Genomic DNA, 13,902 nt, shown 5'->3' with positions numbered 1-13,902 from the left:
AGGCATCACTGGAGAGACATGGAAGAAACCAGTCTTTCGCAGTGAACGGCCGGATGCAATGGGAAAGTGGCGAGACCGAATGCCGCGTCACCCCACCCAGCAGGTGGCGAAGAAGCCGTTCTTTTCCTGGTCCTTGCCGATGGACCGGCGGGTCTTGAAGCCGATCAGGCCGTCGGCGCCGCCGACATCGTGGCCGAGGCCTTCCAGGCGCAGCTGCAGATTGCGTACCGCGCCGCGGGTGGTTTCCTTCATCGGTTTCCACGCGCCGGCAAAGCCTGTGTTGCTGCCGTAGCGGTCCGCCAGGTGGCCGACAAACAGCGCATAGGCGTCGCTCTCGTTGTATTCCTTGATGACGTAGAAATTTTCCGTGGCGATGAAGGCCGGGCCGTAGCGTCCTGCCGGCAGCAGGATATTGCCCGGCCGGTTGATCTCGTAATCCGGAAACGGTTTTCCGCTGACGCGTTTCACGCCCTCGTGCACGAAGTCCGAGATCTTCTGGCGGTTGTCCGGGCCTTCACGTGTGCAGGAAACCGTGTCGGGCAGATAGACCTCGTACCCCCAGTCGCGTCCCTTCTGCCAGCCGTGTTCGGAAAGATAATGCGCGATAGAGGCCATGGTATCGGCCTGGGACGTCCAGATATTGCGCTTGCCGTCGCCGTCGAAATCGATCGCATATTTGAGATAGGAGGACGGCAGGAACTGGGGCTGTCCCATCGCGCCGCCCCAGGAGCTTTTCATGGCGCGGCGCGACACGTCGCCGTTCTGCAGGATCTGCAGCGCGGCAACGACCTCGCCCTTGAAGAAATCCGGCCGCTGGCCCATGAAGGCCTGGGTCGCGACCACCCGCAGGGCATCGTAGGGGATCTTGGCGCCGCCATAGCCCGATTCCCGCGCCCAGATCGCCAGGATGATGCGGCCGGGCACGCCATAGCGGGCCTCGATCCGTTTCAGCGTGCCGGCATGTTTCTGCATCAGGCTGCGTCCGCGCGGCACCAGCGCGTTGAACTGGCTGGCGCGGAAATAGCGCTCCGGCGAACGGAACTCGGCCTGGAAATTGACCTTCGGCGGCGTGCCCTTGCCGCCCGGACCGACAAGGCCCGGAAGGGACGTGTCCGGCGTCAGGCCGTTCAGCTCCCGGTCGATCACGGCCTGGCTGACCCCGGCGCGGCGCGCGGCCGGCGCAATTTCAGAGGTCAGGAACTGGCGGAACTGGGCGTCGTATTTCCCGGCCTCGGCGGGAGAGCCGAGCAGTGCGGCGGCGGTGAGAGTTCCCAGAAAAAGTCTTGAAAGGCAGCGGATCACAACGGTCTCCAGAGGCAGATCTTCTGGGCAAAACCTAGCATGAACGAATGAGAGAGGGGACCTCGGTGCGCGGGCTTCCTTGAGATCTCCAAGAAAGTTTTGCGACCTTGAGGTTTGTTTCCTTTGTTTTATGGGGCTTTGAAACATTTGTCAGGCCAAGCTCCCTCTCCCATTGGGAGAGGGCTGGGGTGAGGGGGCAAAACTCCTCGCATCCTCGAGACGTTTGCTCCCTCACCCGGTCCTGCGGACCGACCTCTCCCACCGGGAGAGGTGACTGGAGTACCTGGCCGGTATCATGCCTTGAACAATTTGCTCAGAGCTCTGTCCAAGCCAGATTGCGGCCGGCCTGCGTCGTCAGCCAGGCCTTGTCGAACCGGTACCAGCTGCCGCCGCGCGCCTGGTCGTGAATGCGCGAGATCGGCGCGGCCATGAGGTGGCACATCAGGAGCGTGCCAACGGCACCATGACCGGCAAACAGCACGGGGGCCTCTTCCGGAATATGACGCAAGGCACTCTTGATGCCGGTGACGACCCTGTCCTGGGCATCGATTGCCCGTTCCCAGCCCCGGATGGAGTCGTACGGGTTGGCAAAGAACGCGTCGGCGGTTTTCTCGAATTCCGGCGGCGGCAGGAAACCTGTGGCGCTGCGGTCGTTTTCATGCAGGAACTGCAGGGCGCGTTGAAACACGCCCCTGCGGCCGCAAAACACCTGCGCGGTCTCGACCGCCTTGCGCTCGGCGCTTGAAATCACCTGGCGGATGTCGCCGGCAAAGGGCAGGGTCGCGGCCCTGGCAGCCCGTTCCCTGCCAATATCGGACAAGCCCCATTCGGGAACGGGGACGTCCGGATCGACCCTGACCTCCGGATGGGTGAGGTAGACACACCAGGACATCAAAGGTGCCCCTCGAGCCAGCCGGTGATCAGTTCATGGGCAATGGAAATCGACGGCGGGATCAGGTGGCCTTCCGGATGGCTGTGGCCCACCATCTGCCGGACCTCGTCCCGGTCGCACCATTTGCAGGCTTCCAGCTCGTCGTCCTCGATCTCGATGTCGAACGAAGTCGCGGTGCCGATACAGCCGAGCATCAGGTTGGCCGGAAACGGCCAGGGCTGGTTGGAAATCAGCCGGACCTCGCCGACGGTGATGCCCGACTCCTCCAGCGTTTCACGGCGGACCGCCTGTTCGATGGTCTCGCCCGGTTCCATGAACCCGGCCAGGGTGGTGTAGATGCCTTCCGGCAGGCGCGCCGGCCGGCCGAGCAGGGCGCGGTCACCTGTCTCGTCGGTGATCAGCATGATCACACATGGGTCCGTACGCGGAAAATGGTTGCTCTCGCAGGACGGGCAGTCGCGCCGGTAGCCGGCCTCCGCCATGACGGTCTTTTCACCGCAGCGTGAGCAGAACCGGTGGGTGCGGTGCCAGTGGATCAGCGCCCGGGCCTGGGCGAGGGCGCCCATGTCCTCCGGCGACAGGGCGTTCTGCAAGGCCAGGGTTCGCAGGTCGATCAACTGCAGATCGGCGCGTGCGTCCAGCTCCTCGTCGTCCTGGGCCAAAGTCGTCGCAAACAGGGCCCGGCCGCTTTCCTCGCGAAGCCCCAGAAAGACCATTTCAACCGGATCGGCACCGAGAGCCTTGGCCGCGTCCAGTCTATGGCCGAGTTCGAGGCGGTCGCCGGAGGAAAAGACCAGCGTGCGTGCCGTGGACAGGACGATTTCCGTGTCCGGCCTGTTGAGCAAGTCGGCGAGATAGGCCTTGTCGCCACGTTTCGTCGACTGCCGGTCCAGCGTGTTGCCGAGAAAGCTCATCTCCATGGGCTGGAGATCGGCAGCAGTGGCGAGCATGGGAAATATCCTTGGAATCTGCGGGGCGAGAGAGTGATGGCACCGGACCCTAGGGTACGGACTCATTAAATTGTGCTTTCAGGCGTCATTCGGGCACAGAAAAGCAAGGAAAAGCCTGCAGAGCTATGCTTGCGCATAGGTCAAAGGCTTTGACGTTGCTTTTCAATGCCCGATTGGCGTCCTTCGGATCGCTCAGGAAATGACTGTCTCCCGCGTTGCGAAACCTTGAAAACCATCCAGGTTTCCTGCGATTTCGCGCCTTGTATACAGTCTTTTCCTGAGCGACTTGAACGTACAATTTAATGGGTCCGTACCCTAGTTCAAGCCGTCCCGGAGGAAAAGCACCAGGGATGATCCGGTGCGATCAACTCTGAATGCAAATTGAGACAAGCGGTGGTCAATCCCTCTCCTGCGCCAGGCCGTCCCGGAGCTGTTCGATCAGGTTTTCCGCCTTGTCCGGGTCGTAGGCAAGCGGGGGGACCACGCCCCAGACCGGCCCGGGCCAGGCGGCATCCTCGCGGAAGCGGGCGATCACGTGCACATGAAGCTGCGAGACCTGGTTTCCGAGTGCGCCCACATTCAGCTTCTCGCAGTCGGTGACCCGCCTGAGACAGGTGCTTGCCTGTGCGATCTCGCGCATCAATTGTTGCTGGTCGGCCTCGTCCAGGTCGATCAGCTCCACCATGTCGGACCTGCGCGGCACCAGAAGCAGCCAGGGATAGTTGGCGTCCTTCATCAGCCGGACGGTGCAAAGCGGCAGGTCGGCGACGAAATAGCTGTCGCCTTCAAGGCGGGGATTGAGATCGAAAAACGACATGTCGGCATCCAGACAGTGAGAGGCGGCGCGGTCGCGGCCGCGGATTGCTTTTGCCCACCATATGGCTAGAGTCGGCTCGAAGTGAACCTTTATTCACACCTGCCTTCACGTGCCACATCACACTCCGGGTGCTCTTTCATGTCCCTCGAAACGGTATTGAGTTTTGTGCTTGTCGCCAGCCTGCTCGTCATGTCGCCCGGTCCCAACGGCGTTCTGATCGCCAAGACCGTGCCGACGTCCGGCCGGCTGGCCGCCTTTGCCAATATCGGTGGCTTCGTGACCGCCTTCATTCTCCATGGCACGCTGTCGATCCTCGGAATTTCCGTGATTCTGGTGCATTCGGCCGAGGCCTTCTTCGTGGTCAAGTTGCTGGGGGCCGCCTATCTGTTCTGGATTGGCCTGAAGGCGCTCCGCGAAGCCCTGTCACGCAAGACGCTGGCCCCGGATGTCTTGCCGGCGCGGCGAAAACGCACTTTGGCAAAGGCTTTCGGCGAAGGGTTCCTGACCAATGCCCTCAATCCGAAAGTGTCGATGTTCTACCTGGCGGCGTTTCCGCAGTTCATCCCGGCGGGCGAGGGCGCCGTCTCGTCGGCGATGTCGCTGGTCGCGCTGCATTCCCTGATCAATGCGCTCTGGTTCGCGGCCATGATCGTGCTTCTGGCCCGGATCAGCAGGGCGGCCCGGGATCCGTCGTTCCAGCGCTGGCTGAAGGGCGTCACCGGCCTGGTCTTCATGGGTTTCGGTCTGAAACTGGCGTCCCTGCGTCCTTGAGGAACAGCGTTTTTCCGGCAAACAAAAAACCAGAGCCGCCCTCTTGCCAAACCCCCGGGGGCATCTGATATAAGGCGCTCGGGAGGTTGGTGGTGGACGAGCCACTCGCCAACCGGGTCAGGTCCGGAAGGAAGCAGCCCTAACGAGCCTCGGCACGGGTCGCCGTGCCAGCCTCCCACCCAATTCAAAAGCCTCGAAGCTTTGCTGGAAGCACCGCCGGATCACCGCGGTGCTTTTTTGTTTTTTCGGCCGCAAAATGCCTCGGCGTCACCCCGGACGACCGAAGGGAGATCCGGGGCCCACTCATTTCCAGAGAAGTCGTTCTGAATTCTCCAAGCATGCGTTTTGCTGCCGTGGCCCCTTCAGCCGCTTCGACAAGCAGATCTGCGAGTAGGCCCCGGATCTGCGCTGCGCTTGTCCGGGGTGACACCTGCAAGCGCCTCTGCCGCCCAATGCATGTGCTTCCGCTTCCATGTTGACAGCATGTTATCTTGGTACCAATATACCAAAATGACGAAAACGATTGAACGTGTTCAGACCGGGGTCCGTGTTGAAAAACGGCTCCTGAAAGTGCTCAAGGGGCTTGCGGAGCATCTCGACATGTCACTCGGCGATCTTATCGAGGGCCTGGCGTTGCACGCCTTTGAAAACAAGCGGCCCTTCTCGGAGGAAACGCTCGGCAAGATCGCACAGCTGAAGAGTGTCTATGACCTCGACCTGACCGCTTCGGACAGTCACAAGCTCAAGGACGGAACGGATGACGGATCTTAGGAACTATGCGGAAATGACCGACCGTTTCGAGGCCGGAGTGCTCGAGGCAAGGGGCTTCACCCATGTCGATCATATCGGTGTCGCCTGCCAGATGTTGCAGCGCTATGAATTCCTCGATGCGGCGCAGCGCTACGGCCGCGCGTTGCAGGACGTCGCCGCGAGAGCGGGCGTACCGGACAAGTTCAATGTCACGATCACGCTGGCCTTTCTCGGTCTGCTGTCGGAACGCATGGCCGAAACGGCGCACGAAACCTTTGCCGAATTTCTGGAGAAGAACCCGGATCTGACCTCGAGATCGCTGATGGCGACCTGGTATTCGGACAGCCGGATGGCCTCGCCGCGGGCACGGCAGCAGTTCCTGATGCCGGACCGGTTTCAGGCATGAGGCGGGAAATCCTCTCCGGTCCGCACGCGTGAGCAAACCAACCACAGAAAAACTTTCAAAGGACCGTCCCACTTTGCAAAAAAATGGGTATGGTGCGGCTCATGGACGAGACTGGTTTTCCGGATGAGAGCGGCGCCGAGGCGCCCGGACTGATGAGCGGCGGCGGCGCGGCGGCGCCCGCGCCGAGCGATGGCGCCTACCGTGTGCTGGCGCGCAAGTACCGGCCCAAGACCTTCGAGGACCTGGTCGGCCAGGAGCCGATGGTCCAGACCCTGGAAAACGCGTTCGACACCGGCCGCATCGCACAGGCCTGGATGCTGACCGGTGTGCGCGGGGTCGGCAAGACAACGACGGCCCGCATTCTTGCCCGCGGCCTCAATTACGAGGTGCCGGGCGGTGCCGACAAGCCCACGGTCAAGCTGACCGAGGAAGGCACCCACTGCAAGGCGATCATGGAAGGCCGCCATGTCGATGTCATCGAGATGGACGCCGCCTCCCATACCGGCATCAACGACATTCGCGAGATCATCGACGCGGCCCGCTACCGTCCGGCGACGGCGCGCTACAAGGTCTATATCATCGACGAAGTGCACATGCTGTCGAACGCGGCCTTCAACGGTCTTCTGAAGACCCTGGAAGAGCCGCCGGAACATGTGAAATTCATCTTCGCCACCACCGAAATCCGCAAGGTGCCGATCACGGTCCTGTCGCGCTGCCAGCGTTTCGACCTGCGCCGGATCGACCAGGCCAAGCTGACCGGCCTGTTGCGCCGGATCTCGGACGCGGAAGGCATCCAGATCACCGACGAGGCCTTGATGCTGATCGCGCGGGCCGGCGAGGGTTCTGCGCGCGATTCGCTGTCCCTGCTGGACCAGGCCATGGCCCATGGTTCGGGGGCCATCGGGGCGGAAGATTTGCGCCAGATGCTTGGCCTTGCCGACCGGGCCCGGGTGATCGATCTCTTCGGCCACGTCATGGCCGGCCGCATCGAGGAGGCCCTCGGTGAATTGCAGGCGCAATACGAGGTCGGTGCCGATCCGGCGATCGTGCTGACGGACCTGGCCGATTTCACCCACCTGGTCACGCGCATGAAAGTGGCGCCGAAATCCGCGGACGAATCGTCGGTGACGGAAGCCGAACGCGCCCGTGGGCGCGAATATGCCGATCAGCTTTCCGTACGGCTCCTGTCCCGCGCCTGGCAGATCCTGCTGAAAGGCGTTCAGGAAGTCCATGCTGCCTCGAAGCCGCTGGCCGCCGCCGACATGGTGCTGGTACGCCTCGCCTATGCCGCCGACCTGCCGGATCCGGGCGAGCTGATGGCGCAGATCCGGAACGGGCAGACGCCGCAGGCAGGCGGCGCGCCTTCAGGTGGCGGTGCGGCGCCCTCCGGTGGTGGTGGCGGCCAGGCCATGGCGGTCGGCATGTCCCATACTTCCGGCGGTTCCGGCAGCGGTCCCAGCATGCAGGCCTCGGCCCGTCCGCAGCTCTCCGCCATCCAGGGAGGGTTGCCGGCGCCGCAGGCCTCGCCTCAGGCGGCGCCGCAGCCCGAAGCGCCGGCCGCGCCCGCCTACAACCTGAAAAACCTGCATGACTGCTCCGCGCTGGCTTCGGAAAAGCGCGACATCCCGATGAAGGTGGCGATCCAGCGGCAGATGCGGCTGGTGAAATTCGAGCCGGGCAAGATCGAGATCCAGCCGACAGAGGATGCGCCCGCCGACATTGCCGGCGAGTTCGGCCGCAAGCTCACCGAGTGGACCGGCCAGCGCTGGTTCGTCGTGGTTTCCCGGACCCAGGGCCGGCCGACCATCCACGAGGAGAATGAAGCCAACCAGCAGCAGCTTCTCTCCGATGCCAAGTCGCATCCGACGGTGGCCTCCCTGCTCGCGGCGTTCCCCGGGGCGAAGGTTGTCGATGTTACTGTCAAGGTCACGGAAGAGGACGAGGCGGCGATGGTGGATCCCATGGTCAGTGATCCGCTGCTGAGCGAAGCGCTCGGCGATGACGAAGACGATTGATCGGAACACCTTGTTCTTCTAAATGCAGTTCCCAGATGGGGTTTGACGCGCGGCAGGGCGCCGCTGCGGACGAGTAAAGGAGAGATCCGATGGATTTCCTGAAAATGATGAAGCAGGCCAAGCAGATGCAGGAGCAGATGGGCTCGCTTCAGGAACAGATTGTCGACATCGAAGTCGAGGGCAGTGCCGGCGCCGGCCTGGTCACCGTGACGCTCAACGGCAAGGGCGACATGAAGAGCCTTGCCATCGATCCGTCCCTGATGAAAGAGGACGAAAAGGAAATCCTTGAAGACCTGATCATTGCCGCGCACACGGAAGCACGCGCCAAGGTCGAACAGGCAATCCAGGAAAAGACCCAGGACCTGATGGGCGGCCTCGGCCTTCCCGCCGACATGAAACTGCCGTTCTGAGGTCAGGTGCTGCGGGAAATTGCCGGCTTTTGCCCCTCATCCGGCCCAGCTGGCCACTTTCTCCCGACGCGGAGAAGGGACCGGAGCGTGCCGCAAATCCGCAAAAATGTAGCCTCTCCCAATGGGAGAGGTCGGGCCGCAGGCCCGGGTGAGGGGATAGACCCCTCCTGATTGTGAAAGCTCTTTTGAAGAGAAACATATGGCGCAAAAACAAGTTGCGGGACCGGAAATCGAGCGGTTGATCCAGCTCCTGGCTAAGCTGCCGGGGCTCGGGCCGCGCTCGGCCCGCCGCGCCGCGCTGCATCTCATCAAGAAGAAGGATCAGCTGCTGGTGCCGCTGGCCGAGGCCATGGGTGTCGCGGTCCGCGACATCGGCATCTGTTCCACCTGCGGCACCGTCGACACCTGCGACCCCTGCACCATCTGCGCCGACCCGAAACGGGATCCGGGCGTGCTGGTCGTGGTCGAGGATGTCGCCGACCTGTGGGCGCTGGAACGGGCCGGGGCGATCAACGCCCGCTACCATGTGCTCGGCGGCACCCTGTCGCCGCTCGACGGCGTCGGCCCGGAAGACCTCAACCTTGCCTCCCTGATCGAGCGCTGCGGCGCCGAGGATCTCAACGAGGTCATCCTGGCGATCAACGCCACGGTCGAAGGCCAGACGACGGCCCACTACATCATGGACCAGCTGTCCCACCTTGATGTCAACGTCACCCGCCTTGCCCATGGCGTGCCGGTCGGCGGCGAGCTGGATTACCTGGACGAAGGCACGCTGGCGCAAGCGCTGAGAGCGCGCACGCGGGTTTGAGGGCCCTACTTCTGAAAAAGTCGCGCCTACCGGGGCTTTGTTGACGTCCTAAACCACCCCGGCGGTCATCCCGGCCTTGAGCCGGGACCCAATCCACATCGCTTCCCGGAAAGAGGTCTGGATTTGAGCGCTGTCAGCCGGCAATGCTGTGCCTCTTCCATTGCCTCTGGAAACCAATGGGTCCCCGATTGCGCTTCGCTTGTCGGGGATGACACAGGAGAGAAGTTCAGCGTTTCACTTTGTTCCTACCGTTCGAACAGAAACGCCGAACAGAACAGATCCCCGGGAAAGCGGAACAGCTCCTGGACGCGGCTGAAGCCTGCCTGTTCCCCCATGGCAATCCAGTCTTCCGGCGGTTCGGGATAGTCGCAGGTGCGGATGTGATTCCAGAGATGGGCGTATTCGGTGTCCGTCAGGATTGAGAACCTGCGGCGCAGTTCGCTTTCCCAGCGCTTGGTAAAGTCTGCACGTGTTTCGCCCGTCCGGCAGATCGGCTCGGCACACACGAAGATCCCGCCCGGCTTCAGCGCCTCGTGAAGGCTCGCCAGCATCTCCCGCTTCCGGTCGCGCCGAAGATGGTGGATGGAAAACCCGCACCAGATGATGTCGCAGCTTTGCGGCCTCTGCAGAACCGCGTCGTGTATGTCCTCTTCCGACAGGGTCACCGCGTAGGAAACACCCGCCATGACATCGGCGGCGCACTCCAGTGCCGGCCGGGACAGGTCGATGCCGTCATACCGCGTCACCTTGCTGCCCTTGAGAACGCAGCGGGCGAGGCTGGCGTCGCCGCAGGCGAGGTCGAGAAAGGTGAATGGCCGGTCGAAGCGGGTCTCGATCAGCCGGCGCAGGATCTGGCCGAGTTCCCGGTGATGCATCCCGTTGGCGCGCACCAGCTTCTGGTAGATGCCCCATTCATACTGGAACATGTCGAGCGCTTCTGAGGCGTGGGCAGGAGCGGCGGTGCCATCGGCATGCGTATGAAGTTGTGTCATGTGGGCTCCGGGGCAAGAGAGCAAAAGAAACCGGCAGGACAAGATACAACCAAACTGGTGTTCTTCGAGAACGTATACAACGAATAGTTGATAACGGTTTACCTTCCACTTCACAATTCAACGTTCCCCAGGGTCTTGCTTCATCCGCGGTGTCACCCCGGGCGAGCGAAGCGAGACCCGGGGCCCACTCATTTCCAGAGAGCTGCTGGTGCGTTTCCGCTCTCGGAAATCCTTCCGATTGCTTCAGCAAGCGGTTATGCGAGTAGGCCCCGGCTCGCGCTTCGCTTGGCCGGGGTGACAGCCGCGATAGTCGAAAGTCCAGGTGGCGATCGCTCAACACCCCGGCAGATCTAACGCCCACCCTTGCGCCGATCCACTCCGCCCCCTATGTCGGGGCGGTCGCAATCCAAATCACGAAGGTGTCATGTTCCAAGCCGCTGCCCGTGCCATGTCCGAGGTGTTCGAGCCGCCGTTCCGCGCGATTTTCTGGAAGATGCTCGGGTTCACGCTCGGCATCCTGGTGGTGATCTGGATCGTGCTGCAATGGCTGGTCACCCACTTTCTCGGTGTGGCGGCGACCGAATATGGCAATGGCGCCGGCTGGGTCGGCTGGATCGAGTGGTCGATCTCGATCCTGACCGGCATCGGCGCCGTCTTCGCCCTCGGTTTCCTGATCGCGCCGATTTCGGCGCTGTTCGCGGGCCTGTTCCAGGACGAAATCGCGGATATCGTCGATCGGAAGGATTATCCGGGCGACCGTCCCGGCACGGCGCTGCCGTTTTCGCAGGCGGTAATGCAGACGATCAAGTTCACCGGTGTTGTCATTCTCGGCAACCTGTTCGCGCTTATCCTGCTGCTGGTCCCGGGCATCAACCTGGTCGCGTTTTTCCTGGTGAACGGCTATCTGCTCGGACGTGAATTCTTTGAATTCGCGGCCATGCGCTTCCTGCCCCCGGCCGAGGCGAAGGCCTTCCGCAAGGCGCGCGGCGGCACCGTGTTTCTGGCCGGCCTGATCATCGCCTGCCTTCTGGCCGTGCCGATCCTCAACCTGGTCACGCCGATCTTCGCGACAATCTTCATGCTGCATCTCTTCAAGATGCTTGCCGCCGAGCGGCAAAGACAGGCAAGGGTATAACCGGTTAGTTAGCAACTTATAAGGGTGTCTGTGATAACCCGGCTGCGTCTGAAAAAAGGCTGCTGCCATGACAAAGCTGGTTGTTACAAGTTTTCTCCAAACCTTTTCCGTTGCCGGCCTGGACGCCATCTTGCGTGCGCTTGGATGGGTGATTGCCGGCCTTTTGGGAATTCTGGTGCTTTCGTCGCTCACCAGCGCCTATTTCCTCAGCACGTTCCTGGAAGAATTTATCCTGTTGGCGATCGCCTTCGCCCTGCAGGCTCTTCCTGCCTTGGTGCTGCTTGTTTTCTCAAGCTACATTTTGGCTCCGACTTCGGTGGTCTATGGCCTGGCGTTCCAGTCAACGGTCGCGAAAGCGGTGGAGACCCGCAACTATCGTGACGATCTTCCGGGGCAGCAGGTGATCGGCGCAAAGCCATTTCTGCGCGCGGTCCGCACCCTGATCTTGTTGGTGCTGATAAGTTTGTTCAGTGTGGTGGCAACAAATCTCGGCGGCTTTTTCAGCGGGTTGTTGTTTTATTGGCTTGCTACGGGACGGCTGCTCGGCCGCGATCAATTCCTGTCAACGGCGCGCCGCTATCTCTCGGACGGGCGCGCAGAGGATTTATGCCGCCAAAATGCCTGGCCGGTGTTCTTTGCCGGACTGGCCATGAGTGGCTTCATGCTCGTGCCGGTCCTCAATCTTGCCACCCCCGTCTTTTCAACAATCCTGACGATACATCTTTTCAAGCGCTTGCATCGGCGACCGCAATCTGACCAAGTGCCCCTCCGTTAGGGAGGAATGCATGCAGGACCTGCTGACCGAGATCGCAGAGGCGGCGGCCGCCAGTCCGGACAAGGGCGATGTCGCGACCTATATTCCGGAGCTGGCCGGCATCAATCCGAACCAGTTCGGTATCGCCATCGCCATGGCCGACGGCCGCGTCTTTACCGCGGGCGACGCGGATGTGCCGTTTTCGATCCAGTCGGTGTCCAAGGTGTTCGCGCTGGCGCTGGCGCTCGGCCGGGTCGGCGACCAGATCTGGAACCGGGTCGGACGGGAGCCCTCCGGCCTGTCGTTTGATTCGGTCCTGCTTCTGGAGCGCGAAAACGGCATTCCGCGCAATCCCTTCATCAATGCCGGAGCCCTTGTTACCACCGACACCTACCTGTCGGGATCGAGCCCGCGCGAGGCCCTGGGCGAGCTGCTCCGCTTCATCCGGGCCGCGGCCGATGACGACAGCATCCACATGAACGAGAAGGTGGCCAAGTCGGAAATCGCGACCGGCCACCGCAATTTCTCGCTGGCGCACTATCTGGCTTCTTGCGGCAACCTGCGGGCAACCGTCGACAAGGTGCTCGGCACTTACTGCCACCAATGCGCGGTGGAAATGACCTGCCGCCAGCTGGCGCTGGCCGGGCGCTTCCTGGTCGATGCCCCGTCCATGCCCGGGCTGGTCTCGGTCGAGCGCCGCCGCCGGATCAACGCGCTGATGATGACCTGCGGCCATTACGACGGCTCCGGCGATTTTGCCTTCCGGGTCGGCATGCCCGGAAAGAGCGGCGTCGGCGGCGGCATCCTGGTAATTTCACCCAGCCGGGCCGCCATTGCCGTGTGGTCGCCGGGGCTGAACCGCTACGGAAATTCAAAGCTCGGCACGGAAGCCATGGAGCTGTTCGCCCGCAAGACCGGCTGGTCCGTTTTCGGCGTGCCCCATGGCGGGGAAATCACGCTCTAATCGTTGTGAAGCAATCACTTTGCCTAAAGCTATGGGTCTATAATGGTCACACAAACTGCTAGCCATCGCAGCGGCCGAAGAAGATCTCTTCGACCTGAAGAAGCCCGGCTCTGTGAACAACTGTCCCATTGGATGCTCAAGGATATGGTTGCGCGTCTCTCAGCTCTTTCGCCTGCACCTGACCTGCTGTGTGACGAAGGGCAAAGCAATTTCGAACTTTGTTGTGACGCGCTGGCAAGGTTGGGCTTGTTGACGTGGGAAAACACTTATTGGCGCGTCTTGAGGCAACCGGAAGACCTTCCCAACCTGCCGGACACTGTTTGTCGGGCGGATTTGGATGCTCTCCTGGATGGTTTTGCATGTCACGCGGAATACGTGGATGTTTTGGCGCCCTTAGGGACAAATGTTGTTTCCAGCGATCCAGCTCTACGCCGTGTTTGTGAAGCAATGTCCGCATGCGGATATATGGAAAAGCACGAAGACAAGAAGTTCTCTCGCAGAGAAGTTTGGTGTTGGGCGCCGCGCTTTCTTCCTTGGCTAATTTGCCATGGAGGCGCCGCGTTGATGGATATCGAACCGGTATCCGATGAAACACTCGAGGCAGCTGTTGCCGACATGGGTGAGAGCTTTCGGGACAATCTGAGCTCAAACCATTTTTCCGACCAACCTTCTTTCATACGCTTCTGTCTGTGCCGTCGCCGTGACGGGGTGTGGTTGACCGACAAGGAATTGAGCAACACGCAAGACCGAGATCTGCCAAGCGAAGATTGGGACCTACCGCTGGCAGCTGCTCTTTATCGCCGGTTTCACGATAAGGCAGGATGAGAATAGAAAAGAACCGCTTCTTCTGGCGATGTTTCTCTTTCAACGAAGACACTACGGATCGTCCCGTTTAGGTCACTTTTCATCACCAGGTGAATTTAAAACGATATAGAA

Annotated in this window: 15 protein-coding genes and 1 other RNA gene; 11 read left to right on the top strand and 5 right to left on the bottom strand. The window is 61.6% G+C overall.

Annotation, left to right across the window (positions count from 1 at the left end):
• Positions 1-87: 87 nt before the first annotated feature.
• From O6760_RS04850 to O6760_RS04835, 4 genes are all read right to left on the bottom strand, one after another.
• The gene (locus O6760_RS04850; RefSeq protein WP_442969914.1) at positions 88-1,299 is read right to left on the bottom strand and encodes a lytic murein transglycosylase; all 1,212 of its coding nucleotides are present in this window, start codon (positions 1,297-1,299) and stop codon (positions 88-90) included.
• Between the two features lie 316 nt (positions 1,300-1,615).
• Entirely contained in the window at positions 1,616-2,194 is a 579-nt protein-coding gene (locus tag O6760_RS04845; RefSeq protein ID WP_269584356.1) for a histidine phosphatase family protein, read from the bottom strand.
• Complete coding sequence (gene nudC / locus O6760_RS04840) at positions 2,194-3,144, bottom strand: NAD(+) diphosphatase (protein WP_269584355.1); 951 nt, start codon at positions 3,142-3,144, stop codon at positions 2,194-2,196. The genes O6760_RS04845 and nudC overlap by 1 nt, the downstream gene beginning before the upstream one ends.
• 397 nt (positions 3,145-3,541) lie before the next feature.
• Entirely contained in the window at positions 3,542-3,961 is a 420-nt protein-coding gene (locus O6760_RS04835) for an HIT domain-containing protein (protein WP_269584354.1), read from the bottom strand.
• A 138-nt stretch (positions 3,962-4,099) separates the two neighbouring features.
• Between O6760_RS04835 and O6760_RS04830 the strand changes: the two genes are divergently transcribed.
• The 7 genes from O6760_RS04830 (at position 4,100) to recR (ending at position 9,121) form a co-directional block, all read left to right on the top strand.
• Entirely contained in the window at positions 4,100-4,732 is a 633-nt protein-coding gene (locus O6760_RS04830) for a LysE family translocator (protein WP_269584353.1), read from the top strand.
• A gap of 81 nt (positions 4,733-4,813) precedes the next feature.
• An RNA gene (gene ffs / locus O6760_RS04825) (signal recognition particle sRNA small type) lies at positions 4,814-4,911 on the top strand.
• A gap of 331 nt (positions 4,912-5,242) precedes the next feature.
• Positions 5,243-5,503 (top strand): hypothetical protein, encoded by a 261-nt coding sequence (locus O6760_RS04820; protein ID WP_269584352.1) that lies wholly within the window; start codon positions 5,243-5,245, stop codon positions 5,501-5,503.
• Positions 5,490-5,888 (top strand): hypothetical protein, encoded by a 399-nt coding sequence (locus O6760_RS04815; RefSeq protein WP_269584351.1) that lies wholly within the window; start codon positions 5,490-5,492, stop codon positions 5,886-5,888. The genes O6760_RS04820 and O6760_RS04815 overlap by 14 nt, the downstream gene beginning before the upstream one ends.
• A 101-nt stretch (positions 5,889-5,989) precedes the next feature.
• Positions 5,990-7,903, top strand: a complete 1,914-nt coding sequence (locus tag O6760_RS04810; RefSeq protein ID WP_269584350.1) for a DNA polymerase III subunit gamma/tau — start codon at positions 5,990-5,992, stop codon at positions 7,901-7,903.
• Positions 7,904-7,992: 89 nt separating this feature from the next.
• Complete coding sequence (locus tag O6760_RS04805) at positions 7,993-8,313, top strand: YbaB/EbfC family nucleoid-associated protein (protein WP_269584349.1); 321 nt, start codon at positions 7,993-7,995, stop codon at positions 8,311-8,313.
• A gap of 199 nt (positions 8,314-8,512) precedes the next feature.
• Complete coding sequence (gene recR, locus O6760_RS04800; protein ID WP_269584348.1) at positions 8,513-9,121, top strand: recombination mediator RecR; 609 nt, start codon at positions 8,513-8,515, stop codon at positions 9,119-9,121.
• A gap of 245 nt (positions 9,122-9,366) precedes the next feature.
• Here recR and O6760_RS04795 read toward each other — a convergent pair whose 3' ends face one another.
• Entirely contained in the window at positions 9,367-10,113 is a 747-nt protein-coding gene (locus O6760_RS04795; RefSeq protein ID WP_269584347.1) for a class I SAM-dependent methyltransferase, read from the bottom strand.
• Between the two features lie 424 nt (positions 10,114-10,537).
• Here O6760_RS04795 and O6760_RS04790 point away from each other — a divergent pair, with 424 nt between their 5' ends.
• From O6760_RS04790 to O6760_RS04775, 4 genes are all read left to right on the top strand, one after another.
• Positions 10,538-11,248, top strand: coding sequence for a sulfate transporter family protein (locus tag O6760_RS04790; RefSeq protein ID WP_269584346.1), 711 nt, complete (start codon positions 10,538-10,540; stop codon positions 11,246-11,248).
• Positions 11,249-11,315: 67 nt separating this feature from the next.
• Positions 11,316-12,023 (top strand): EI24 domain-containing protein, encoded by a 708-nt coding sequence (locus O6760_RS04785; RefSeq protein WP_269584345.1) that lies wholly within the window; start codon positions 11,316-11,318, stop codon positions 12,021-12,023.
• 10 nt (positions 12,024-12,033) lie between these two features.
• Positions 12,034-12,966 (top strand): glutaminase, encoded by a 933-nt coding sequence (locus O6760_RS04780; RefSeq protein ID WP_269584344.1) that lies wholly within the window; start codon positions 12,034-12,036, stop codon positions 12,964-12,966.
• A 42-nt stretch (positions 12,967-13,008) separates the two neighbouring features.
• A complete protein-coding gene (locus O6760_RS04775) occupies positions 13,009-13,791 on the top strand; it encodes a hypothetical protein (RefSeq protein ID WP_269584343.1) in 783 nt (260 codons plus the stop codon).
• The last annotated feature ends 111 nt before the right edge of the window (positions 13,792-13,902 follow it).

This window comes from Roseibium sp. Sym1, assembly GCF_027359675.1.
In the GTDB taxonomy this organism is placed as follows: domain Bacteria; phylum Pseudomonadota; class Alphaproteobacteria; order Rhizobiales; family Stappiaceae; genus Roseibium.
Note: the sequence above shows the minus strand (reverse complement) of the source record. Positions and strands in the feature narration are given on the sequence as shown.

Excerpts from the sequence above, each read along its gene's own strand:
- O6760_RS04845 (WP_269584356.1), bottom strand. The coding sequence starts at position 2,194 with ATGTCCTGGTGTGTCTACCTCACCCATCCGGAGGTCAGGGTCGATCCG.
- nudC (WP_269584355.1), bottom strand. The coding sequence starts at position 3,144 with ATGCTCGCCACTGCTGCCGATCTCCAGCCCATGGAGATGAGCTTTCTC.
- O6760_RS04835 (WP_269584354.1), bottom strand. The coding sequence starts at position 3,961 with ATGTCGTTTTTCGATCTCAATCCCCGCCTTGAAGGCGACAGCTATTTC.
- O6760_RS04830 (WP_269584353.1), top strand. The coding sequence starts at position 4,100 with ATGTCCCTCGAAACGGTATTGAGTTTTGTGCTTGTCGCCAGCCTGCTC.
- O6760_RS04820 (WP_269584352.1), top strand. The coding sequence starts at position 5,243 with ATGACGAAAACGATTGAACGTGTTCAGACCGGGGTCCGTGTTGAAAAA.
- O6760_RS04815 (WP_269584351.1), top strand. The coding sequence starts at position 5,490 with ATGACGGATCTTAGGAACTATGCGGAAATGACCGACCGTTTCGAGGCC.
- O6760_RS04810 (WP_269584350.1), top strand. The coding sequence starts at position 5,990 with ATGGACGAGACTGGTTTTCCGGATGAGAGCGGCGCCGAGGCGCCCGGA.
- O6760_RS04805 (WP_269584349.1), top strand. The coding sequence starts at position 7,993 with ATGGATTTCCTGAAAATGATGAAGCAGGCCAAGCAGATGCAGGAGCAG.
- recR (WP_269584348.1), top strand. The coding sequence starts at position 8,513 with ATGGCGCAAAAACAAGTTGCGGGACCGGAAATCGAGCGGTTGATCCAG.
- O6760_RS04795 (WP_269584347.1), bottom strand. The coding sequence starts at position 10,113 with ATGACACAACTTCATACGCATGCCGATGGCACCGCCGCTCCTGCCCAC.
- O6760_RS04790 (WP_269584346.1), top strand. The coding sequence starts at position 10,538 with ATGTTCCAAGCCGCTGCCCGTGCCATGTCCGAGGTGTTCGAGCCGCCG.
- O6760_RS04785 (WP_269584345.1), top strand. The coding sequence starts at position 11,316 with ATGACAAAGCTGGTTGTTACAAGTTTTCTCCAAACCTTTTCCGTTGCC.
- O6760_RS04780 (WP_269584344.1), top strand. The coding sequence starts at position 12,034 with ATGCAGGACCTGCTGACCGAGATCGCAGAGGCGGCGGCCGCCAGTCCG.
- O6760_RS04775 (WP_269584343.1), top strand. The coding sequence starts at position 13,009 with ATGGTCACACAAACTGCTAGCCATCGCAGCGGCCGAAGAAGATCTCTT.